General features: G+C 73.2%; 18 protein-coding genes. 9 read left to right on the forward strand and 9 right to left on the reverse strand.

Annotation, left to right across the window (positions count from 1 at the left end; translation table 11 throughout):
- Positions 1 to 34: 34 nt before the first annotated feature.
- The 5 genes from cseC to IPT68_RS20485 form a co-directional block, all read right to left on the reverse strand.
- Positions 35 to 1,393 carry a two-component system sensor histidine kinase CseC gene (cseC, locus tag IPT68_RS20465; RefSeq protein WP_373300470.1) on the reverse strand — a complete coding sequence of 453 codons (1,359 nt, stop codon included), beginning with the start codon at positions 1,391 to 1,393 and terminating at the stop codon, positions 35 to 37.
- Positions 1,394 to 1,412: 19 nt separating this feature from the next.
- A complete protein-coding gene (gene cseB / locus IPT68_RS20470; protein ID WP_189695650.1) occupies positions 1,413 to 2,123 on the reverse strand; it encodes a two-component system response regulator CseB in 711 nt (236 codons plus the stop codon).
- 134 nt (positions 2,124 to 2,257) lie between these two features.
- Complete coding sequence (locus tag IPT68_RS20475; RefSeq protein WP_373300469.1) at positions 2,258 to 2,947, reverse strand: hypothetical protein; 690 nt, start codon at positions 2,945 to 2,947, stop codon at positions 2,258 to 2,260.
- Positions 2,935 to 3,483 carry a SigE family RNA polymerase sigma factor gene (locus tag IPT68_RS20480; protein ID WP_189695649.1) on the reverse strand — a complete coding sequence of 183 codons (549 nt, stop codon included), beginning with the start codon at positions 3,481 to 3,483 and terminating at the stop codon, positions 2,935 to 2,937. Before IPT68_RS20480 ends, IPT68_RS20475 begins: the two co-directional genes overlap by 13 nt.
- Before the next feature lie 300 nt (positions 3,484 to 3,783).
- The gene (locus tag IPT68_RS20485) at positions 3,784 to 4,719 is read right to left on the reverse strand and encodes an A/G-specific adenine glycosylase (protein ID WP_189695648.1); all 936 of its coding nucleotides are present in this window, start codon (positions 4,717 to 4,719) and stop codon (positions 3,784 to 3,786) included.
- 236 nt (positions 4,720 to 4,955) lie between these two features.
- On the opposite strand from IPT68_RS20485, the gene IPT68_RS20490 reads away from it, so the two are divergent.
- Entirely contained in the window at positions 4,956 to 5,810 is an 855-nt protein-coding gene (locus IPT68_RS20490; RefSeq protein WP_189695647.1) for a hypothetical protein, read from the forward strand.
- Positions 5,811 to 5,944: 134 nt separating this feature from the next.
- Here IPT68_RS20490 and disA read toward each other — a convergent pair whose 3' ends face one another.
- Together disA and radA are read right to left on the reverse strand one after the other, a co-directional pair.
- A complete protein-coding gene (disA, locus tag IPT68_RS20495; protein ID WP_189695646.1) occupies positions 5,945 to 7,069 on the reverse strand; it encodes a DNA integrity scanning diadenylate cyclase DisA in 1,125 nt (374 codons plus the stop codon).
- Positions 7,070 to 7,149: 80 nt separating this feature from the next.
- Positions 7,150 to 8,559, reverse strand: coding sequence for a DNA repair protein RadA (gene radA, locus IPT68_RS20500; RefSeq protein ID WP_189695645.1), 1,410 nt, complete (start codon positions 8,557 to 8,559; stop codon positions 7,150 to 7,152).
- Positions 8,560 to 8,844: 285 nt separating this feature from the next.
- Here radA and IPT68_RS20505 point away from each other — a divergent pair, with 285 nt between their 5' ends.
- The gene (locus IPT68_RS20505; protein ID WP_373300468.1) at positions 8,845 to 10,572 is read left to right on the forward strand and encodes a BACON domain-containing protein; all 1,728 of its coding nucleotides are present in this window, start codon (positions 8,845 to 8,847) and stop codon (positions 10,570 to 10,572) included.
- A 66-nt stretch (positions 10,573 to 10,638) separates the two neighbouring features.
- Here IPT68_RS20505 and IPT68_RS20510 read toward each other — a convergent pair whose 3' ends face one another.
- Positions 10,639 to 11,517 carry a hypothetical protein gene (locus IPT68_RS20510; RefSeq protein ID WP_189695643.1) on the reverse strand — a complete coding sequence of 293 codons (879 nt, stop codon included), beginning with the start codon at positions 11,515 to 11,517 and terminating at the stop codon, positions 10,639 to 10,641.
- An 83-nt stretch (positions 11,518 to 11,600) separates the two neighbouring features.
- On the opposite strand from IPT68_RS20510, the gene IPT68_RS20515 reads away from it, so the two are divergent.
- The 4 genes from IPT68_RS20515 to ilvD all read left to right on the forward strand — a co-directional run bounded on the left by IPT68_RS20515 (position 11,601) and on the right by ilvD (position 16,109).
- Positions 11,601 to 12,533, forward strand: coding sequence for a Ppx/GppA phosphatase family protein (locus IPT68_RS20515; RefSeq protein ID WP_189695642.1), 933 nt, complete (start codon positions 11,601 to 11,603; stop codon positions 12,531 to 12,533).
- Between the two features lie 163 nt (positions 12,534 to 12,696).
- On the forward strand, positions 12,697 to 13,521 hold the full coding sequence (locus tag IPT68_RS20520) for a sugar phosphate isomerase/epimerase family protein (protein ID WP_189695641.1): 825 nt from the start codon (positions 12,697 to 12,699) through the stop codon (positions 13,519 to 13,521).
- Complete coding sequence (locus IPT68_RS20525) at positions 13,518 to 14,123, forward strand: TetR/AcrR family transcriptional regulator (protein WP_189695640.1); 606 nt, start codon at positions 13,518 to 13,520, stop codon at positions 14,121 to 14,123. Before IPT68_RS20520 ends, IPT68_RS20525 begins: the two co-directional genes overlap by 4 nt.
- A 132-nt stretch (positions 14,124 to 14,255) precedes the next feature.
- A complete protein-coding gene (gene ilvD / locus IPT68_RS20530; protein ID WP_189695639.1) occupies positions 14,256 to 16,109 on the forward strand; it encodes a dihydroxy-acid dehydratase in 1,854 nt (617 codons plus the stop codon).
- Positions 16,110 to 16,162: 53 nt separating this feature from the next.
- On the opposite strand, the gene IPT68_RS20535 is transcribed toward ilvD, so the two are convergent.
- Entirely contained in the window at positions 16,163 to 18,397 is a 2,235-nt protein-coding gene (locus tag IPT68_RS20535) for a protein kinase domain-containing protein (protein ID WP_189695638.1), read from the reverse strand.
- A gap of 236 nt (positions 18,398 to 18,633) precedes the next feature.
- Between IPT68_RS20535 and IPT68_RS34200 the strand changes: the two genes are divergently transcribed.
- The 3 genes from IPT68_RS34200 to IPT68_RS20550 all read left to right on the forward strand — a co-directional run bounded on the left by IPT68_RS34200 (position 18,634) and on the right by IPT68_RS20550 (position 20,805).
- Positions 18,634 to 18,984: an SH3 domain-containing protein gene (locus IPT68_RS34200; protein WP_373300489.1), complete on the forward strand. Its 351-nt coding sequence runs from the start codon at positions 18,634 to 18,636 to the stop codon at positions 18,982 to 18,984.
- Positions 18,985 to 19,074: 90 nt separating this feature from the next.
- Positions 19,075 to 19,542, forward strand: coding sequence for an EamA/RhaT family transporter (locus IPT68_RS20545; RefSeq protein ID WP_189696151.1), 468 nt, complete (start codon positions 19,075 to 19,077; stop codon positions 19,540 to 19,542).
- A 459-nt stretch (positions 19,543 to 20,001) separates the two neighbouring features.
- The gene (locus IPT68_RS20550; protein ID WP_189695636.1) at positions 20,002 to 20,805 is read left to right on the forward strand and encodes a class I SAM-dependent methyltransferase; all 804 of its coding nucleotides are present in this window, start codon (positions 20,002 to 20,004) and stop codon (positions 20,803 to 20,805) included.
- The last annotated feature ends 242 nt before the right edge of the window (positions 20,806 to 21,047 follow it).

The following is a 21,047-nucleotide window of genomic DNA, read 5'->3' on the forward strand; positions in this document are numbered from 1 at the left end:
CGCCCGTTGACCGCCCGCTGCCCGGGCGCGGCGGCTAGTCGGTCAGCATCGGGAAGCTGCCCGTGTTCGTCGGGGCGTGTTCTGGTAGCCACAGGACGGCGACCGCGCCCTCCGCCGGTATGTGGTCGGCGGCGCCCGGTGGGCGGACGTTGCGGAAGGTGAGGCGGGCGCCCAGCACCCTCGCCTGGCCGGCCGCGATGGTCAGTCCCAGGCCGTGGCCCACGCCGGCGCGGTCCTTGCTGCCGGTGCGGAACCGGCTCGGCCCCTCGGCCAGCAGGTCCTCGGGGAAGCCCGGCCCGTGGTCGCGGACGCGGATGACCCGGCCCTCGACGGTGACCTCTATGGGCGGCCTGCCGTGCCGGGCGGCGTTGGCGAGCAGGTTGAACAGCACGCGCTCCAGGCGGCGCGGATCGGTCGTCACCTCCGACTCGTGCACCACCCGCACGCCGATCTCCGCGTCCTTCGCCGCCACCCGCCGGGCGACGAACTCGCCCAGCATGATGTCCTGCAACTCGGCCCGTTCGGAGGCCCCGTCGAGGCGGGCCACCTCCAGCACGTCCTCGACGAGCGTGCGCATGGCCTTCGCCCGGTCCAGCACCAGCTCGGTCGGGCGCCCCGGCGGCAGCAGCTCGGCGGCGGTCAGCAGTCCGGTCACCGGCGTGCGCAGCTCGTGCGCGATGTCGGCGGTGACCCGGCGCTCCGCCTCCAGCCGCTTTTGCAGCGTGTCCGCCATCGCGTCCACGGCCCGTGCCAGGTCGTCGGTCTCGTCCCGGACGACCCCGCCGATGGCCTCGCGCACCCGTACGTCCGGCTCGCCCTTGGCGACCTGGTTCGCCGCGGAGGCCGCCTTGCGCAGCCGGCGCGACAGCTGCCCGCCGATGAGCACGCCGAGCGCGCTCCCGCCGAGGACGACCGCGATGGAGCCGATGAGCAGGGCCTGGTCCAGGTCCGTGAGGATGTCCGTGCTGCGGTCGGTGAACCCGGTGTGCAAGGACAGCACATGCCCGTCCTTGAGCGGCACCGCCGCCCAGATGTCGGGCCCGCCACCCGGCTGTTCGGTCACGTAGGTCGCCCGGCGCCCGGCCTCGACCTTCGCCCGCAGGGCGGACGGCAGGGCCGGGTCGTCGATCTTGATGTCGGGGAAGTTGGGCCGCCCGGACAGCTCGTAGTTGCGCTGGGCGATCTGCACCCGCTCGTCGGCGAGGTCGCGCGCGTTGTCCAGCATCGAGACCCGGGCGGCGTTGTGCACGACCAGACTCAGCACGATCGCGACCAGCGCGCCGACCAAGGCGATCGCCGCGCTGAGCTTCCACCTGAGCCCGGTGCGGATGCTCGCGCGCCGCACGAGCAGCCGCCGGATGATCCGGCGCCCGGCCGGCATGGTCCCCCGCATCGACGTGTCCCGCCCCGCCTCAGGCCCTCAGCTTGTAACCGAAGCCGCGGACCGTCTCGATCCGGTCCTGACCGATCTTCGTCCGCAGCCGCTGCACATGGACGTCGACGACGCGGGTGTCCCCGCCCCAGCCGTAGTCCCACACGCGCTCCAGCAGCTTGTCCCGGGACAGCACGGTGCCCGGCGCGGAGGAGAACTCCAGCAGCAGCCGCATCTCGGTCGGTGTGAGCGCCACCGGCCGGCCGGCCTTGCGCACCTCCATGCCCTCGGTGTCGACCTCCAGGTCCCCGAAGGTCAGCACGCCGCCGTTCGTGGACGGGCCGGCCTCCTCCGGCCGGCCGGCCGCGCCGCCGCTCGCGTGCCCGAAGCGGCGCAGCACCGCCCGGATCCGGGCGACCAGCACGGCACCGTCGAACGGCTTGGTCACGTAGTCGTCGGCGCCCGCCTCCAGGCCGAGGACCACGTCGATCGAGTCGGCCCGCGCCGACAGCATGATCACCGGGACGGTCGACTCGTCCCGGATACGGCGGCACAGGCTGACTCCGTCGAGGCCGGGCACCATGACGTCCAGCAGGGCGATGTCGGGACGGTTCGCGCGGAACGCCTCCAGCCCGGACAGCCCGTCGGGCATGGCGGTGACCGCGAAGCCGTCCCGCTCCAGGGCGAGCTGGGTGGCCTCGCGGATGACGTCGTCGTCCTCGACGAACAGGACGTGGGTCTGGTCTGCCATCCGTGCTCTCAGTCCGTGTTCAAGGGGTCCGTTGAGTGGGTCGGGTCCGTCGGGCCGTCAGCTCCCCGGGGACCCGGTCGTCCATGGGTGTTGTCGGACCGTCAGGTCCGCGGTGCGTCGGTTCGGTGCCCGGGTCAGTTGCTCTCGGGCGCCGCGGTCGGTTCGGCCCCGACGACCGTGCTGTAGTCGTTGCGTGTGCGGTACTCCTCGGTGAATCGGCCCGCGCTCCAGTGGTACGTGATCACGTTCTCGCCGGACGGACTCGACACCGGGTCGCCCTTCTCGTACACCTGGTTGGTGACCACCAGGTCACCCCGGTCTATCTCGGCGTAGACCGGCGGCTCCTCGGCCCTGAAGACGTTCCGGTAGCTGCCGCCTTCCTCCCGGTACACGTACGAGCCGATGCCCACGACGTCGGTGCACGTCACGACGTTGACGACGACGTCCTCCACGGACCCGCCGGTCAGGTCGCCGTACGACAGGTCCACCGGGTACTCGTCGGCGACGCACGGCCTCAGATCGCGTTTGACCGCCGCCGAGACCTGCGGATCCGACAGCAGCAGCTTGACCGCCTCGGCCCGGCTCAGCGTCCTGGACGGGGGCACCGCGGACGCCGGGACGGCCGGGGTCGCCGCCGTGGCCGCGAGCGAGTCGTGCGCCGGGCCCTCGTCCCGGGCACCGGTGCCGCCCGTGGCGCAGGCGGAGAGCAAAAGGCTTACGGCGGTGGGCACGGTCACCGCCGTGATCACCGCCTGGAAGGCACCTCGGGCCGGGGTCGGCCCGGGGCCGGTGTCGACACCGACCCCGCCGGTCAGGCCGCGCAACGCTCCCGCTCCTCACGCTCCAGCGCGCGTGCGTCCGGATCGCGGGCCTCCAGCTCCTCCCGGAGCCGGGCGAGCGCCCGGTGCAGCGTGCTCTTGACCGTTCCGGCCGACATGCCGAGGGCGGCGGCCGTCTCCTCCGTGGACATCTGCTCCCAGTGTCGCAGGACGACCACGCTGCGCTGTTTGGGGGCCAGCACCTTCATGACGTCCATCAGCAGGGCGCGGTCCGCGTGCTGCTCCGAGGAGTCGTCCACGCACGCCTCGGGGAGCTGCTCGGTGGGCACCTCCTCCAGCTTGCGGGCCCGCCACCACTCGGTCCGCGTGTTGATCATGACCCGGCGCAGATAGGCGTCCGCGAGGCGCTTGTCGACTATGCCGTCCCAGCGGCCGTACGTCCGCGCCAGTGCCGTCTGCAGCAGGTCCTGGGCGTCCACCGGGTCCGGGACCAGCCGACGGGCGCTGCGCAGCAGCGCGTCCTGCCGGGTGCGGACGTACTCCTCGAACTCGAGCACCTCGCCGGCCTCGCCCTGCGCCATGACCAACCGCCTCCATCCCCGTTTTTCTGTAGCTGCGCCCCCTGCCGGGCACAGGGACGAAGCTACGGAGGCGTTGTCACGGGGCTGTGCGCAGCAGCCTGCGGTGAACGCTCGGCTGTCCGTCGGTTGTGTAACGGAAGTAGGAAACGGTTAAACGCGCAGGTGGGATGGGGTGGCTATGGGGTGATTTGGGCATCGAGGGAGCGGTCCGCGCGGTCACACCTTCGCGCGCCGCGCTGTGACATCTCTGTGCGCCGCGCAGGGACACTCCTGTGCACCGGCCCGTTGTCCCGCCGTACCTCAGCTCAGCGGCAGTCGGTACAGGCCGCCCGGCAGCGGCTCCACCAGACCGTCGGCGACGAGGCCGTCCAGCGCGCGGGCGCGCTGCACGGGCTCGTGCCACACACGGTCGAGAAGCGTTTGCGGCACGGGCGCGTGGGCCTCGCGCAGCACGGCGAGCAGCTTGCCCCGCACCTGGCGGTCCGTACCGGCGTACGTCTGGCCGCGCCGCGGCGGGCCCTCGTGCTCCGGCTTGCCGGCCAGCCGCCATGCGCACTGCGCGGCGATCGGGCAGCGCTGGCAGCCCTCGTTCCTGGCCGTGCACACCAGCGCGCCCAGCTCCATCGAAGCGGCGGCCCAGCGGGCGGCGATCCGCTCGTCCTCCGGGAGCAGGGCCCGCGCCAGCTTGCGCTCGGCGGCCGTCGTCGCGTTCGGCGGGTACTGGACGCCGGTGACCGCGCGGGCGAACACCCGGCGGACGTTGGTGTCGAGGACGGCGTGCCGCTGCCCGTAGGCGAACGACGCCACGGCCGCCGCGGTGTACTCGCCGATGCCGGGCAGCGCGAGGAGCTGGGCGTGGTCGGTGGGTACGTCACCACCGTGCCGTTCCGTTATGGCGACGGCGGCGCCATGCAGGCGCAGGGCGCGGCGCGGGTAGCCGAGCCGGCCCCACGCGCGGACGGCCTCGCCGGGGGCCTCCTTGGCAAGGTCGGCGGGGCGCGGCCAGCGGGCCAGCCACTGTTCGTAGACGGGCAGCACCCGGTTGACGGGGGTCTGCTGGAGCATGAACTCGCTGACCATCACGCCCCACGCGCCGGCCTCCGGCCGCCGCCAGGGCAGGTCGCGCGCGTGCTCGTCGAACCAGGCGATGACGGGGGAGTGGAGGTTCTCTCCGCTCGGGGAGCCGGTGAGGGCCTCGGCGGGGCTGGTGTGCGGGGGCTTCGTGGGAGCAGTCATGGCAGTTCCGATCCTGCCACGTCGGTGCGGATCGGCCGTGCTGCTGCGGAGCGTTTCGCGGGGCGGCGGCCCTGCCCAGGGGGTGCCCGGGCGACGGCCGCGTGGGCTGCCGCCGGGCGTGGCGCACCAACTGTCCTGCGTCCGCCGGACGTTTCCGGAATGATGATCCGGAAAAGTTGGGCCTCAGGCGGCGGGTGGGGCCAGTGAAGGCACTGATCTCTCGTACAGTTTGCGCCGTGGGATCTCTGCGCAATCCGGTCGGGCCGCTTCCCTCCTCCATCTACTGGCGAAGGAGGGTCGTCCTGCTGTCCGTGGTCGCGCTGCTGGCCCTGCTGGTCGCGTGGCTCGTGACGTCCGGTGGCGGCGGCGGGCGCGACAACGGCGCGGGCGGACCGGACGGCAAGAATCCCGCGTCCTCCATCACGCCGGGACCGTCCGGGTCCGGGCCCGCGATCACCGAAGCGCCGGGCGGGCGGGACGAGTCGGGCGACGAGGAATCCGGTGGGACCGGCGGCGGGGACGGTTCGCAGGACGGGTCCGGCGACGGCACGGGTGACGGCTCCGGTGCCGGTTCGGGTGGGGCCGGCGGATCCGACGCCTCGGGCGGGGCCGGTGGCGGGGGTACGGACGCGGGTGCGTCCGGCGGTGGTGTCGGTACGGGCGACACGTTGCCGGCCGGGTCGCCGCTGCCCAACTGCACCGCGAACGCGGTGACGTTGACCCTGCGCAGCGCGCGGAACGCCTATTCGCCCGACCAGACGCCCGCGTTCCGGCTGACCGCGAAGAACACCTCGAACAGTGACTGCAAGGTCGATCTCGGGCCGAAGAACGCGGTGCTGACGGTGACTCAGGCGGCGAGCGACGACTCGTACTGGTCGTCGGCCGACTGCCCCAAGGGGGCCGGGAGCCTGCTGTACCGGGTGCCGGCCGGAAGCAGCATCACGTACACCGTGCAGTGGGACCGCCGGCCGAGCGCCCCGGAGTGCGGGACGCCTCCGGCGGGGTCTGCCGGGCCGGGGACGTATCTGCTGGAGGGCAGGGCGGCCGGGTTCGCGACGCTGCGGACGTCGTTCGTGCTGGACGCCGATTAGCGCTTCGCGGGGGCATGGCCTGAAATGCCGGTGCGTGCGAGGGTGTGTTCGAAGGCGGTGCCTCGGGTGGTGCGTCCGGTGCGGGTGCGTCGTGGCTGGTCGCGCAGTTCCCCGCGTCCCTCTGGGGCGTTGCGCTAGACGTACCGTTCCAGGATCGACGACTCCGCCAGTCGCGACAGTCCCTCGCGCACGCTGCGTGCCCGGGCCTCGCCCACGCCGTCCACCGTCTGCAGGTCGTCGACGCTCGCGGCGAGCAGCTTCTGCAGGCTGCCGAAGTGCTCCACCAGCCGGTCGATGATGGCGCCCGGCAGACGCGGCACCTTGGCCAGCAGCCGGAAGCCGCGCGGCGAGACCGCCGAGTCGAGGGCCTCGGGCGAGCCGGTGTAACCCAGCGCCCGCGCCACCGTGGAGAGTTCGAGCAACTCGGCGTGGCTGAGGGCGTCCAGCTCGGCCAGTGCCTCGTCCACCGTGCGTGAACGCTTGGCCGTGGGCTCGGGGACGTAGTCCCGCACGACCAGTTCCCGCTCGGGCTCCACGCCCGCGATCAACTCGTCCAGCTGGAGCGCGAGCAGACGCCCGTCGGTACCCAGCTCCACCACGTACTCGGCGATCTCCGTCGCGATCCGGCGCACCATCTCCAGCCGCTGCGCCACCGCCGAGACGTCCCGGACGGTCACCAGGTCCTCGATCTCCAGCGCGGACAGCGTGCCCGCGACCTCGTCCAGCCGGAGCTTGTAGCGCTCCAGGGTGGCGAGGGCCTGGTTGGCGCGGGACAGGATCGCCGCGGAGTCCTCCAGGACGCGGCGCTGGCCGTCGACGTAGAGGGCGATCAGCCGCATGGACTGGGAGACCGAGACCACCGGGAAGCCGACCTGCTTGCTGACCCGGTCGGCCGTGCGGTGCCGGGTGCCGGTCTCCTCGGTCGGGATCGTGGGGTCCGGGACCAGCTGGACGCCCGCCCGGAGGATCTTGGACAGGTCGGAGGAGAGCACGATGCCGCCGTCGAGCTTGCACAGCTCCCGCAGGCGGGTCGCCGTGAACTCGACATCCAGGACGAATCCACCCGTGCACATGGCCTCGACGGTCTTGTCGGAGCCGAGCACGATCAGGCCGCCGGTGTTGCCGCGCAGCACCCGCTCGAGGCCGTCGCGCAAGGGCGTGCCGGGTGCCACGGCGCTCAGCGAGGCGCGCATCAGGCCATCGGAACCGGCACTCCCACCGGATTTTCCGGGAGCTGCTGCCCGGTCGTTGGCTGCCACTGCACTCCTCCGGTCGCAGGTTCTGGGGCGCTCCCGGATCCGTACTCTGTTCGTACGGACGGGCGAGACCAGGGCAAAGTCTACCGGCGGTCCTCCTCGTCCCGGGGGGCCTCTCGGCGACGGGAGCGGGGCAGCACCCTGAGGGCGTCCCCTATGTCCGCGACTTCCAGGACCTTCATGCCCGCCGGGACCTTGCCGGGATCGCCCGGTACGAGGGCGTGCGTGAAGCCCAGCCGGTGCGCCTCCGCGAGCCTGCGCTGCACGCCGGTGACCCGTCTGACCTCGCCCGCGAGGCCGACCTCGCCGATCGCGACGAGGTTCTTCGGCAGCGGGGTGTCGCTGGCGGCGGACGCCAGGGCGAGGGCGACGGCGAGGTCGGCGGCCGGTTCGGAGAGCTTCACGCCGCCGACCGTCGCGGAGTAGATGTCCCGTTTGCCCAGGGCGCTGATCCGCCCGCGCTGCTCCAGCACCGCCAGCATCATCGAGACGCGGGAGGTCTCCAGGCCGGACGTCGTGCGGCGCGGGGAGGGGATCTGGGAGTCGACCGTGAGCGCCTGCACCTCGGCGACCAGGGGGCGGCGGCCCTCCAGGGTGACGGTCAGGCAGGTGCCGGGGACCGGTTCGTCACGGCGGGTCAGGAAGAGTCCGCTCGGGTCCGCCAGGCCCGTGATGCCCTCGTCGTGCAGTTCGAAGCAGCCGACCTCGTCCGTCGCGCCGTACCGGTTCTTGACGCCGCGCACGAGCCGCAGGCGCGCGTGCCGGTCGCCCTCGAAGTGCAGCACGACGTCGACCAGGTGCTCCAGCAGGCGGGGACCCGCGATGGCGCCGTCCTTGGTGACATGGCCCACCAGCAGGGTGGACATGCCGCGCTCCTTCGAGGCGCGGATGAGGGCGCCGGCCACCTCGCGGACCTGGGCCATGCCGCCGGGCGCGCCGTCGATCTCCGGTGAGGCGACCGTCTGCACCGAGTCCAGGATCAGCAGCGACGGCTTCACCGCGTCCAAGTGGCCGAGCACCGAGGACAGATCCGTCTCGGCGGCGAGATAGAGGTGGTCGTCGATGGCGCCGATCCGGTCGGCGCGCAGCCGCACCTGGCTCGCGGACTCCTCGCCGGTCACATAGAGAGTGGGGTGCTCGTCGCTCGCCGACTTGGCCGCCACGTCCAGCAGCAGCGTCGACTTGCCGACGCCGGGCTCGCCCGCGAGCAGCACCACCGCGCCGGGCACCAGGCCGCCGCCGAGCACCCGGTCCAGCTCGGGCACGCCGGTCGAACGGGCCGCCGCCTGCCGCCCGTCGACCTGTCCGATGGGCAGCGCGGACGTCGTGACGCGCCCCGGCGTCGTGGTCCGCACCGCGGGCGCGCCGTACTCCTCGATCGTCCCCCACGCCTGGCACTCGGGGCACCGGCCGAGCCATTTGGCCGTCTGCCAGCCGCATTCGGTGCAGCGGTAGGACGGGCGGTCCTTGGAGGTCTTCGTACGGGCAGCCATGGACGAAACCGTAGCCGCCGGCACTGACAGCCGGGGTCCGGCCCCTGCGGAGCGGCGCGCGGTGCGGTCCGCCCCGGCTGCCGCCGACCGGCGCATACCGGCGCCGAAGGCCCCGCTCGCGCCCGGCAGCGCGCCCGTACGCACTCCGTACGGGCCGCCCCGTCACGAAGGAGCCACGGAACACGGGGTTCCTGTCCCCTTATGAGGGATCGTTTCACCCGTACGGATTAAATGTGCGCAACGGGGCGGAAGCCGCCACTCCCCGCCGCCTACGGTCGCCGGGTGATGAGCAGCAGCCCGGACACCACGACCCGCACGACCGGCGCACATCGTGCGCGCCGCGAGGCGCGTGACCGCGCTGCGGCGCGCACCCTGGTGCAGCGTCCGCCCGCGCGCTACGAGCCGTACGTGGACGGCCTTTTCACGTACTGCCTGTCCGTGCTGTGCGACCACGACGCGGCCACCGCCGCGCTGGGCGAGGTGCTCGCGCTCGCCGAGCGCCGCGGCCAGCGCGCCCCGGACGCCGCCGGCGACCGCCGGGCGTGGCTGTACGCGCTGGCCCGCTGGGCGTGTCTGCGCAAGCTGGCCGAGGCCAAGCAGAAACGTCAGGCCGCCCACGCGGCGGGCCGTCACGGCGCCGAGCGCAAACGCGCCGCGCAGTCCGTCACGTCCTCCGTCTCCGAGCAGGTGCAGGAGCAGCGCCGCCGCGAACTCGCCCTGCTCGCCTGGCCCGAGGCCGCCGGCACCACACCCGAGCAGCGCGAGGCGCTCGAACTGGCCGTGCGCCACCAGCTGGCCGCCCACGAGGTCGCCGCCGTCCTCGGCATGGACCTGGCCGCCGCCCGTGACCTGCTCGCCTCCGCCGCATGCGAGGTCGAACGCACCCGCGCGGCCCTCGCCGTCGTGGAGACCGGCGCCTGTCCGGGCGTCGCCCGCCTCACCGGGGACAGCCAACTGGTGCTCAGCACCGCCCTGCGCCGGGAACTGGTCCGGCACGTCGACGACTGCCCCCGTTGCCGCCGCACCGCCGAGCGCGCGCTGCCCGGGAACTGGCCCGGTGCCGGCCCGACCCCCGCCCAGCTGCCCGTCCTGGAGGCGCCCCGGGCGGCTCTGCACATGGCCATGGCGCACCACCCGCGCGCGCGGGGTGCCGCGCCCCGCTTCGACCGGCGTGGCTTCCCGATGGACCCCAAGGACCACGCCGCCCGAAGAGACCGCTTCCGCACGCGTGCCGTCACCACGACCGTCGTCGCCACCGTGGTGGCCGCCCCGGTGCTCGCCCTGTGGTCCGCCTACCGGGGCGCGCCGGTCATCGGTGAGGGCGAGGACGGCCGCGGAGCCACCGCCAGCCGGGACGACGGCCCCGGCACCCTGGACGGCGAGGCCGCGGGCGGCGGCTACGAGAACGCCGGCAACGCCAGCAGACCCGGCGGCCGTTTCTCCCAGGGCAACAAGCCGGACGTGTCGGTGGAGGTCATCAGCGTCGCCGGCGCCGGTCAGAAGGGCGCGGGACGGCTCCGGGTGGCCGCCGGCAACCACGGCGACACCACCCTCATCACCCTCACCGCCTCAGGTTCCGCCCCTGTCCGCTGGTCCGCGAGCACGGCGGCCTCCTGGCTCTATCCGAGCCAGTCCTCGGGAACCCTCCGCCCGGGCGAGACGTTGACGATCAAGGTGTACGTCGACCATCTGCGCGAGCCGTCCGGGTACTGGAGCGCACGGGTGGCGCTGGCACCCGCCGGCGCGATCGTCTCCATCCAGGGGTACGGCAGCGCACCCACCCCGTCCGATCCCGGCCCCGGCCCGGACCCCCGGCCGAGCACCCCGGGCGATCCGCCGCCCGCGCCCGACCCGACGGCCACGACGACCACCGCCCCCGATCCCACGCCGAGCGAGCCGACCACGTCGCCGACCGACCCCGAGCCCACCCCCAGCGCCTCCGACCCGTCCGCCCCGGGCAGCCCCACGCCGCTGCCGGCCGACGGCGACGCCCCGAGCCCCGGCCCGTCCTAGGGGTGGGGTGTCTCGCCGATCGGGCCGGGCTCGCGACGAGCCGCTTCCCCGGGGCCGGCCGCCGCGTCAGCCGACGGGGTCCGCCGGGTGCGGCGCCAGCAGGGGCAGCTGCGACGCCAGCCGCTGCTCGCACAGCTCGGCCAGGCGGTCGTACCCCGCCTTGCCCATCAGCTCGGTCAGTTCCGCCCGGTAGGAGACGTACACCGGCTCGCCCGCGCCGTGTGCCGAGGTCGCCGACGTGCACCACCAGTGCAGGTCGTGGCCGCCCGGACCCCAGCCCCGGCGGTCGTACTCACCGATCGAGATCTGCAGCACACGCGTGTCGTCGGGCCGGTCGATCCAGTCGTACGTCCGCCGGATCGGCAGCTGCCAGCACACGTCCGGCTTGGTCTCCAGCGGCTCGCGGCCCTCCCGTACGGCGAGGATGTGCAGCGAGCAGCCCGCGCCGCCCGCGAAACCGGGCCGGTTCTGGAAGATGCACGAACCCTGGTACGGCCGGGTCTGCCGGGAGCCCTCGTCGTCCTGGGAGACCCAGCCGCCGCGGGTGCCCTCGGCGTGGTTCTGCCAGATCTCCGGCGTGAGCTTGGCCACATGTTCGGCGACCCGCCGCTCGTCGTCCTCGTCGGAGAAGTGGGCACCCAGCGTGCAGCACCCGTCGTCCGCGCGGCCCGCCTGGATGCCCTGGCAGCCGCTGCCGAAGATGCAGTTCCAGCGAGAGGTCAGCCATGTCAGATCGCAGCGGAACACCTGCTCTTCGTCCGCCGGATCCGGGAACTCCACCCACGCGCGCGGGAAGTCGAGGCCCTTCTCGTCGGACGCCGGCCCGGCCAGGTCCCGCTTCGACTTCTTCGGTGCTTTCGCCCGCGAAGAACCCTGGGACGAACCCCTGGCCGATTTGGCCTGCTTGTCTGTCTCGTCGGTCTTCGCCTTTTTGGTCTTTGGCACGCGTCCAGGGTAAGTCGCCCGCAGCCCGTCCCGGGACCGCCTCGGAGGCGGTGCGCGGCGCGGCGGGCAGTAGCGTGCCGTACATGAGACTCGGTGTCCTCGACGTGGGAAGCAACACGGTGCACCTGCTGGTGGTGGACGCGCACCCCGGCGCGCGTCCGCTGCCCGCGCACTCGCACAAGGCGGAACTGCGCCTGGCCCAACTCCTCGACGGTGCCGGAGCCATCGGCCCCGAGGGGGTGGACAAGCTGATCGCCGTCATTCATGACGCGCTGCAGGCCGCCGAGGACAAGGGCGTCGAGGAACTCCTGCCGTTCGCCACCTCCGCCGTGCGCGAGGCCACCAACGCCGACGACGTCCTCGCGCGCGTGGAGGACGAGACCGGAGTGGCGCTCCAGGTCCTCACCGGCGCAGAGGAGGCCCGGCTCACCTTCCTCGCCGCCCGCCGATGGTTCGGCTGGTCGGCGGGCAGGCTGCTCGTGCTGGACATCGGCGGCGGCTCCCTGGAGATCGCCTACGGCATCGACGAGGAGCCCGACGCGGCCGTCTCGCTGCCGCTCGGCGCCGGCCGGCTCACCTCCGGCTGGCTGCCCGGCGATCCGCCCGCCACGGACGACATACGGGCGCTGCGCCGGCACGTCCGCACCGAGATCGCGCGCACAGTGGGTGAGTTCACACGCTTCGGCGCCCCCGACCACGTCGTCGCCACGTCCAAGACCTTCAAGCAGCTCGCCCGCATCGGCGGTGCCGCCCGCTCCGCCGAGGGCCTCTACGTCCAGCGCGAACTCAAGCGGCAGTGCCTGGAGACCTGGGTCCCCCGCCTCTCCGGCATGACCGTCGAGGAACGCGCCGAACTCCCCGGCGTCTCGGAGGCGCGGGCGGGCCAGCTCCTCGCGGGGGCGCTGGTCGCGGAGGCGGCGATGGACCTGTTCCGGGTGGAGACGCTGGAGATCTGCCCGTGGGCGTTGCGGGAAGGCGTCATCCTGCGCCGCCTGGACCACATGGAGGTGGACTGACGCCGTGCGGCGCGCAGGACCGGCCGTGCCGGGGGACGGCTCGCCGCGCGGGCCCGATCACTGCGCCCGACCCGGACCCGCCCGGGGCCGGAACCCGTCGGCGGACCGGCGCCCGACGACCGCCCGAACGCCGGTACTCAGGCCACGCCGTTACCCTGTCTGCGTGGCAGAACCAGTCGTACGCGTCCCGGATGCGAAGGTCGCGCTCTCGACGGCCTCCGTCTATCCGGAGTCGACGGCGACGGCCTTCGAGATCGCCGCGCGCCTCGGGTACGACGGCGTCGAGGTCATGGTGTGGAACGAACCCGTCAGCCAGGACCTGGAGGCGCTGCGTCGCCTCAGCGACTTCCACCAGATCCCGATCCTCGCCGTCCACGCCCCCTGCCTGCTGATCACGCAGCGTGTCTGGTCCACCGACCCCTGGGTCAAGCTCCAGCGCGCCCGGGCGGCGGCGGAGAAGCTCGGCGCGAGCACGGTCGTCGTCCACCCGCCGTTCCGCTGGCAGCGCCAGTACGCGCGTGACTTCGTCGCCGGGATCTGGCGCATGGCGAACGAGACGGACGTGCGCTTCGCCGTCGAGAACATGTACCCCTGGCGCTACCGCGACCGCGAGATGCTCGCGTACGCACCCGACTGGGACGTCACCAAGGACGACTACCGGCACTTCACGATCGATCTCAGCCACACCGCGACCGCCCGCACCGACGCCCTGCACATGATCGACCGCATGGGCGACCGCCTCGGCCACGTCCACCTCGCCGACGGCGGCGGCTCCAACAAGGACGAGCACCTCGTCCCCGGCCGCGGCACCCAGCCCTGCGCCGAGCTGCTGGAACGCCTGGCCCTGAGCGGTTTCGACGGGCATGTCGTGATCGAGGTCAACACCCGCCGCGCCATGTCCAGCGCCGAGCGCGAGGCCGACCTCGCCGAGGCCCTGGCCTTCACCCGGCTCCACCTGGCCTCCTCCGTGAAGGTGCCCCGGCGATGACCGGCGCGACCGCCCGCAGGCGCGGCAGGCCCCCTCGTGCGGAGTCCGCCGACACCCGCGACCGCATCCTCGCCGCGGCCCGCGAGGAGTTCTCCGAGCGCGGCTACGAGAAGACGTCCGTCCGCGGCATCGCCAAGGCGGCGGGCGTGGACTCGGCGCTGGTGCACCACTACTTCGGCACCAAGGAGCAGGTCTTCCAGGAGGCGCTGCAGGCGGTCTTCGCGCCCGCGCTCAAGGCGCCCGACGTGATCTTCGAGGGGCCGGCCGAGGGGGTGGGCGAGCGGTTCGCGCGGTTCCTGTTCGGGATCTGGGAGAACCCGGTCACCCGCACCCCGCTGCTCGCCGTCGTCCGCTCCGCCGTGACCAACGAGGTCGCCGCCTCCGTCTTCCGCCGCCTGGTCGCCGCCCAGCTGCTGCGCAGGGTCGCCTCGCAGCTCGGTCTGCCCGACGCGGAGCTGCGGGCCGAGCTGGCGGCCGCGCAGCTGGTCGGGGTGGCCATCATGCGGTACGTGATCAAGCTGGAGCCGCTGGCCTCGGCGGACCTGGAAGTGATCATCAGGCGGATCGCGCCGGTCGTCCAGGGACACCTGACCGGGCCGTGACGGGCGGTGCCGCACCGCCCCGAGACACACATCCCCTGAGACATACATCCCGCATTACGGACACTGCGTCCATCCTTTGGAGCACCGGCGTAGGCTCGTAGGAGTCAGATTTCTCCGAAGGAGCGAGCGACGATGCCCGAGCTGAGGTCCCGCACAGTCACCCACGGCCGCAACATGGCGGGCGCCCGCGCCCTTATGCGCGCCTCCGGTGTACCCGGTGCGGACATCGGCCGGAAGCCGATCATCGCGGTCGCCAACAGCTTCACGGAGTTCGTGCCGGGCCACACCCACCTGCAGCCGGTCGGCCGGATCGTCAGCGAGGCGATCACCGAGGCGGGCGGCATTCCGCGCGAGTTCAACACGATCGCCGTCGACGACGGCATCGCGATGGGCCACGGCGGCATGCTGTACAGCCTGCCCTCCCGCGACCTGATCGCGGACAGCGTGGAGTACATGGTCGAGGCGCACTGCGCCGACGCCCTCGTCTGCATCTCCAACTGCGACAAGATCACGCCCGGCATGCTCATGGCCGCGCTGCGGCTGAACATCCCGACGGTCTTCGTCTCCGGCGGCCCCATGGAGTCGGGCCGCGCGACGCTGGTCGACGGCACGGTCCGCACCCTGGACCTGGTCGACGCGATCTCCGACGCCGTGAACGACAAGATCTCGGACGAGGACATCCTCCGCATCGAGGAGAACGCCTGTCCGACCTGCGGCTCCTGCTCCGGCATGTTCACCGCCAACTCGATGAACTGCCTGACCGAGGCCATCGGCCTCTCCCTGCCCGGCAACGGCTCGGTCCTCGCCACCCACACCGCGCGCAAGCAGCTCTACGTCGACGCCGCCCGCACGGTCATGGACCTGACCCGGCGCCACTACGAGCAGGACGACGACACGGTCCTGCCGCGCAGCATCGCCACCTTCGCCGCCTTCGAGAACGCCATGGCCCTGGACATCGCGATGGGCGGCTCCACCAACACGATCCTGCACCTGCTGGCCGCCGCCCAGGAGGCCGGAGTGCCCTTCGGCCTGGAGCAGATCGACGCCGTCTCGCGCCGTGTGCCGTGCCTGGCGAAGGTCGCGCCCAACGTCGCCAAGGACCGCACGTACTACATGGAGGACGTGCACCGCGCCGGCGGTATCCCGGCCCTGCTCGGCGAGCTGCACCGCGCGGGCCTGCTCAACGAGGACGTGCACGCCGTCCACAGCCCGTCGCTGGCCGACTGGCTCAAGACCTGGGACGTCCGCGGTGGCTCCCCCTCCGCCGAGGCGGTCGAGCTGTGGCACGCGGCCCCGGGCTGCGTCCGCTCCGCCGAGGCCTTCTCCCAGTCCGAGCGCTGGGAGGCGCTGGACGAGGACGCGGAGGGCGGCTGCATCCGCTCCGCCGAGCACGCGTACTCGAAGGACGGCGGCCTCGCGGTCCTCAGGGGCAACCTCGCCGTCGACGGCTGCGTCGTGAAGACGGCCGGTGTCGACGAGTCGATCTGGACCTTCGAGGGTCCGGCGGTCGTCTGCGAGTCGCAGGAGGAGGCCGTCGAGAAGATCCTCAACAAGCAGGTGACGGACGGTGACGTCGTCGTCATCCGCTACGAGGGCCCCAAGGGCGGCCCCGGCATGCAGGAGATGCTCTACCCGACGTCGTTCCTCAAGGGCCGCGGCCTCGGCAAGACCTGCGCGCTGATCACCGACGGCCGCTTCTCCGGCGGCACGTCGGGCCTGTCGATCGGCCACGCGTCCCCCGAGGCGGCCTCCGGCGGCACCATCGCCCTGGTCGAGGACGGCGACCGCATCCGCATCGACATCCCGAACCGCTCGATCGAGTTGCTCGTCGACGACGCGGAACTGGCGCGCCGGACGAAGGCGCTGAACGGGGCGTACGCCCCCAAGAAGCGCGACCGCAAGGTGTCCGCCGCCCTGCGCGCGTACGCCGCGATGGCGACCAGCGCGGACAAGGGCGCGGTGCGGGACGTCAGCAAGCTGGGCTGAGACATGTGAGCGAGGGGGCCGCCTGTGACGGGGCGGCCCCCTTTCGCATGTCCTCACCACCCCGCCGCGCGGCTCCCGTCCACCCCGAACAGCACCCCGTCCGGCGCCCCCGCGAACACCTTCCCGTCCGCCGCCACCGGCAACGGCAACCCGGACACCACCGCCCCGCGAGCCGCCCCCGGCCGCGCGTCCGTCTGCCCCAGCAGCGCCCCCCGCGCTGCGTCGACGGCGACGAGCCGCCCGTCCCCGGCGCTGAAGTACAGCCGCTTCCCGGCCACGACCGGCGCCGACGGGAAGCTGACGGACGTCTCCAGCCGCCACCGCTGCTCCGACGCGGCCGTGTCCACCGCGGTCAGCGCGCCGTCGGCGCCCAGCAGATACACGGTGTCCTGCGCCACGACCGCCTGCGCCCCCGCCACCGGAAAGCGCAGGGCGACCCGGCGCTGTGTGCCCTGCGCGGCGTCGTACCGCACGACGGCGTCCGTGTCCGCGTACGTCGCCGACGTAGACGTGAACCACAGCACGCCATCCCGCGCGCCCACCAGGCCGAGCGCGCCCTCCAGCCGCCGCTGCCACCGCACGGCGCCGGTCTGCGGGTCCACGGCGGTCACCCGGGTCCCGGCCCCGTCCGCGTCCACCGCGTACGCGACCCGCCCGCCGTACGACTGGAACACCGGCTGGGTCAGCCCGGCGACCTCCTGCCGCCACATCCGCTCGCCCGTGGCCGCGTCCAGCGCGGTGACCGTCGAGTCGGGGCCGGTGAGCAGGACGGCCCCGCCGACGTGCGCGATCCGGCCGTCGTAGCGGGCGATGTCCTGGCTCCAGACGGTGTCGCCGGTCGCCGGGTCGAGCGCGGCGAGACGCCGGCCGCCCTCGGAGACGACGTGCAGCAGGCCGCCCGCGAGCACGGGCGGCTGGACGTTGCCGTCGGCGCGCTGCCCCGAGTCCGCCCGCGCCCACTCCACCGTCCCGTCGAGGGAATCGACGGCGGCGGCCAGGACCCCGGGGCGCGTGCAGTACAGCGTGCCGCCGCCGTACGCGCACTGCGGCATCCCGCTCGCCTCGGCGCCCCGGGCGCCCAGGTCGACGTCCCAGGCCCGGAACCGCGGGGCCGGGCCCTGCCCGCCGGCCGCCTCGCTTCCCCCGGTCCCGGCCAGGACGACGGCCCCGGCGCCGAGTGCCAGCACGGCGGCCGTCGCGGCGACCGCCGTCCACCATCGCCGCCGCCCGGCCCTGCTCCTGGGCGCCGTGTCGGTGGTGGCGGAGTCCGGGACGGCGGGCGCCGTGCGCCGGTGGGTGGGCAGGTCGTCACCGGAGGGCGCGCCGGGACGCCTGCGGTGGGGGTCGGCGGGTGGCCGGCGGTGGGCGTCCACCTGGGCGTCACCAGGGGGCTCGCGGTGAGGCTCGAACGACCGGTCGGCCGTGCGCTGTTCGGGTATGAACGCCTGGGTGTCGTACGACGCCGACAGCGACCGCAGCTCCGCCATCAGCTCGTCCGGGGTGGGCCGGTCCTCCGGCTCCTTGGCCAGACAACGGGCCACGAGCGGCACGAGTTCCTGCGGCACCCCTGTCAAGTCCGCCTCTTCGTGGACGACCTGATACGCCACCAGGTACGGGCTGTCGGAGTCGAACGGCCCGCTGCCCGTCGCCGCGTGCACGATGACCGACCCGAGCGCGAACACGTCGGCGGCCGGCCCGACGTCCCGCGGCCTGCGGAACTGCTCCGGCGCCATGAACGGCGGCGTTCCGATCAGCTTGCCGGTCTCGGTGCGCAGCTCGCTGTCCGAGGGCCGGGAGATGCCGAAGTCGATGACTTTCGGCCCGTCCTCGGCGAGCAGCACATTGCTGGGCTTGAGGTCGCGATGCACGACGCCGACCCGATGGATGTCCCGCAGCGCCTCCGCGAGTCCCGCCATCAACTGCCGCAGCCGGGGGAGGGGCAGCGCGCCGTTCCGCTTCACGTACTCGGAAAGGGTCGGCCCGGGGATGTACAGCGTCGCCATCCACGGCCGCTCGGCATCCGGATCGGCGTCGACGACGGGCGCGGTGAACGCACCGCTGACCCGCCGGGCCGCCCCGACCTCCTGCCGGAACCGGCCCCTGAACTCGGGGTCCTGCGCGAACTCCGCGTGCACGACCTTCACGGCCAGCCGCAGCCCCGAGGCCGACCGTGCCAGATGGACCACGCCCATGCCGCCGGAGCCGAGCAGCGCCTCCAGCAGATAGTGACCGGCGTACCGCTGCGATTCCGCTTCCGCATCCGTGCCGGTGTTGCGCCATGGCGGCATCTCTCACCCCCGGATGTCCGTCCGCACGCGCGACGCGCTGAGCCTAGTCGATGGTGCGTGCGAAACCCCTGGGGCTTGTTAGCCTCGGTGCGCCACGCGAATGTGGCGTGAACCGTTCACAGGCATCCAAACGGGGGGAGGCCGACATGGCCACGGAAAACATCGAGATCCCGGGCACGGGCGAGCAGGACACGGCACCTACGGCGCTCGCGGAGCCGGACTCGGAACTGGAGACGCTGAGCGCGACGGCGACGGCGACGGCGTCTGAGACGCCGACTGAGACCTCGGAGACAGAGACGGAGGCCGGGGCGGAGGCGCTGAGCGCGGCCACGACGCTGGTCCGCTACTACCCGGTCGCCCCGGGTGTCCGGCTCAACGTCCGCAGCGGTCCCGGCACCGACTACCGCATCGTCCGCGTCCTGCCCGAGGGCACCACCGTCCCGATCTACTGCCAGCGCCCCGGCGAGACGATCACCGGCCCGTACGGCACGTCCAACCTCTGGGACTGCATCGCCAACTCCCAGTACGTTTCGGACGCCTACGTCAAGACCGGCAGCGACGGCTACGTCGCACCGCGCTGCGCCTGACGACGACCGGGGCCCGTCGCTCACCGCGAGCCGTGACCGACCCATAATCGACCCGTGAGCGACAACGAGAACGGCAGCACGGACCGGCCCATGGGCGGCGGGCCCCGCCCCGAACCCCTGCGCTTCTTCGGCACGGCCTGGGTCGACCACGACTCCGGCTACACCGCCCGCCGCATCGCCGTGTCCCTCGGTTCGCTCGCCGCGGCCGTCGCCGCCTGCCTGCTGCTCCGTCTCGCCTACGAAGGCATCCGGCTCGCCGAGACGGGCGGCTTCGTACCGCTCCTGGTCGTCGTCATGTTCGCGGTCTGCAGCTCCCTCGCCTTCCGGCACACCTGGGAGGGCTTCACCAAGCGCCACGACCCCGAACGCCAGTCCGCCCTCCGAGGCCTCCTCACCATCGGCTTTGTCGGCTCCCTCCTCGCCTACTTCTTCCGCTCCCTCACCGAGGCTCCCGGCGAGAAACTGCACCGCGAGGAGTACGAAACGGCCCTCCAGGCCCACGAGAACCGCACCACCCGCCGCACCGGCAACCCAGCGAAGAGACGCCGCCGCGCTTGACGCGGGTTCACGGGGCCAGGTCCTCACGGAGGCGAGGTGCCCGTGGAGGTGCGGGGTGCTCACCCGGGTCCGGGGTCCGGGGTCGTCCGGGATGCTCCGCAGGGTCGGCCAGATGGACAGTGGTGTGGGCCGGGCGCAGCCGGATGACCCGGGGTGCTCAGCGGCGTCGGCCAGGATTGGCCGAGGTGCCGGCCGTGGGGCTTGGCCTGTGCAGGCCGTCGTGCTCACCCGGGTCGGCGCGGAGCTGTCTCGGCCCCGTCGGCTGGGGCAGCGGCAATGCGCACCGGGTCGGCCGGGTGGGCCGGAGTCATTCGAGATGCTCACGGCGTCGGCCGGAGCCATCGGAGTCATCCGGTGTGCCCACCGCATCGGCCGGGGGAGCTCACTGGACGGCCCAGGGCCATGAAGGCTCGCGCCCGCCCTCTGTCACCCTTCCCCCAACCCCGCCAGCATGTCGCCATGGCCACCTCCATGACGCCCCCGCCCCCGCCCGTTCCGCCCTCCCACGCCTCGCGCGCCCACTCCTTCAACTCCGTCGCCGCCCAGTACGCCGCGAACCGGCCTTCCTATCCACCCGCCCTCTTCGACGCCATCGAGGAACTGGCCGGGTGTCGACTCGCCGGCGCGCGGGTGGTCGACGTGGGCGCCGGAACCGGAATAGCCACCGCCCTGCTGCACGACCGGGGCGCCGACGTGGTGGCCGTCGAGCCGGGGGACGGCATGTCCGCCCACTTCCGCCGCACCCGCCCCGACATCCCGATCGTCCGCGGCGACGGCAACGCCCTCCCCCTCGCCGACGCCTGCGCGGACTTCATCACCTACGCGCAGGCCTGGCACTGGACCGACCCCTCCCGCGCGCTCCCGGAGGCCTTCCGCGTCCTACGGCCGGGCGGCGCACTGGCGCTGTGGTGGAACCGTGACGCCGAGGGCGTCCCCTGGCTCGCCGACCAGGCGGAACGGATCAACCAGCACTACGGCGACCCCCTGGCCGTCCAACCGGGCACACCGGACACCGGCGAGAACGCCTCCGCGTACGCCGTCCCCACCCCCGACTACGCCCGCCGGGTCGTCCGCTGGAGCCGCCGCGTCCCGATCGACACCCACCTCGCCAACCTCGGCAGCCACTCGATCCTCCTGGTCAACGGCACCGAACGCAGCGAGGCCTTCCTCTCCGAGGAGCGCCGCCACCTCCTCCAGGTCTTCCCGGACGGACACGTCGAAGAGACCTACGACGTAGAACTCCTCCTCACCACCACCCCCTGACCCCAACCCTCGCCCCCCTTACCTCGCACCGGCACCTCCCCTCCGCCCAGTCCCACCCGCCGACCCACCGCCGATCCCACTGGCCGGCCCCAGCTCGCCTCGGCACCCGGCCTCGGCACCCGGCCTCGGCACCCGGCCTCGGCACCCGGCCTCGGCACCCGGCCTCGGCACCCGGCACCCCGGCACATGACCGCGCACCGGAGCCACCGACCGAAGCGCCAGCCACGGCCGGGTCGTCCCCC

Origin of the sequence: Streptomyces chromofuscus, from assembly GCF_015160875.1 — a bacterium.
Classification (GTDB): domain Bacteria; phylum Actinomycetota; class Actinomycetes; order Streptomycetales; family Streptomycetaceae; genus Streptomyces; species Streptomyces chromofuscus.

Coding starts and splice junctions, on each gene's coding strand:
- IPT68_RS20550 (WP_189695636.1), top strand. CDS start 20,002: ATGGCCACCTCCATGACGCCCCCGCCCCCGCCCGTTCCGCCCTCCCAC.
- IPT68_RS20535 (WP_189695638.1), bottom strand. CDS start 18,397: ATGCCGCCATGGCGCAACACCGGCACGGATGCGGAAGCGGAATCGCAG.
- IPT68_RS20545 (WP_189696151.1), top strand. CDS start 19,075: ATGGGCGGCGGGCCCCGCCCCGAACCCCTGCGCTTCTTCGGCACGGCC.
- cseB (WP_189695650.1), bottom strand. CDS start 2,123: ATGGCAGACCAGACCCACGTCCTGTTCGTCGAGGACGACGACGTCATC.
- IPT68_RS20505 (WP_373300468.1), top strand. CDS start 8,845: ATGAGCAGCAGCCCGGACACCACGACCCGCACGACCGGCGCACATCGT.
- radA (WP_189695645.1), bottom strand. CDS start 8,559: ATGGCTGCCCGTACGAAGACCTCCAAGGACCGCCCGTCCTACCGCTGC.
- IPT68_RS20480 (WP_189695649.1), bottom strand. CDS start 3,483: ATGGCGCAGGGCGAGGCCGGCGAGGTGCTCGAGTTCGAGGAGTACGTC.
- cseC (WP_373300470.1), bottom strand. CDS start 1,393: ATGCGGGGGACCATGCCGGCCGGGCGCCGGATCATCCGGCGGCTGCTC.
- IPT68_RS20515 (WP_189695642.1), top strand. CDS start 11,601: ATGAGACTCGGTGTCCTCGACGTGGGAAGCAACACGGTGCACCTGCTG.
- IPT68_RS20485 (WP_189695648.1), bottom strand. CDS start 4,719: ATGACTGCTCCCACGAAGCCCCCGCACACCAGCCCCGCCGAGGCCCTC.
- IPT68_RS20525 (WP_189695640.1), top strand. CDS start 13,518: ATGACCGGCGCGACCGCCCGCAGGCGCGGCAGGCCCCCTCGTGCGGAG.
- ilvD (WP_189695639.1), top strand. CDS start 14,256: ATGCCCGAGCTGAGGTCCCGCACAGTCACCCACGGCCGCAACATGGCG.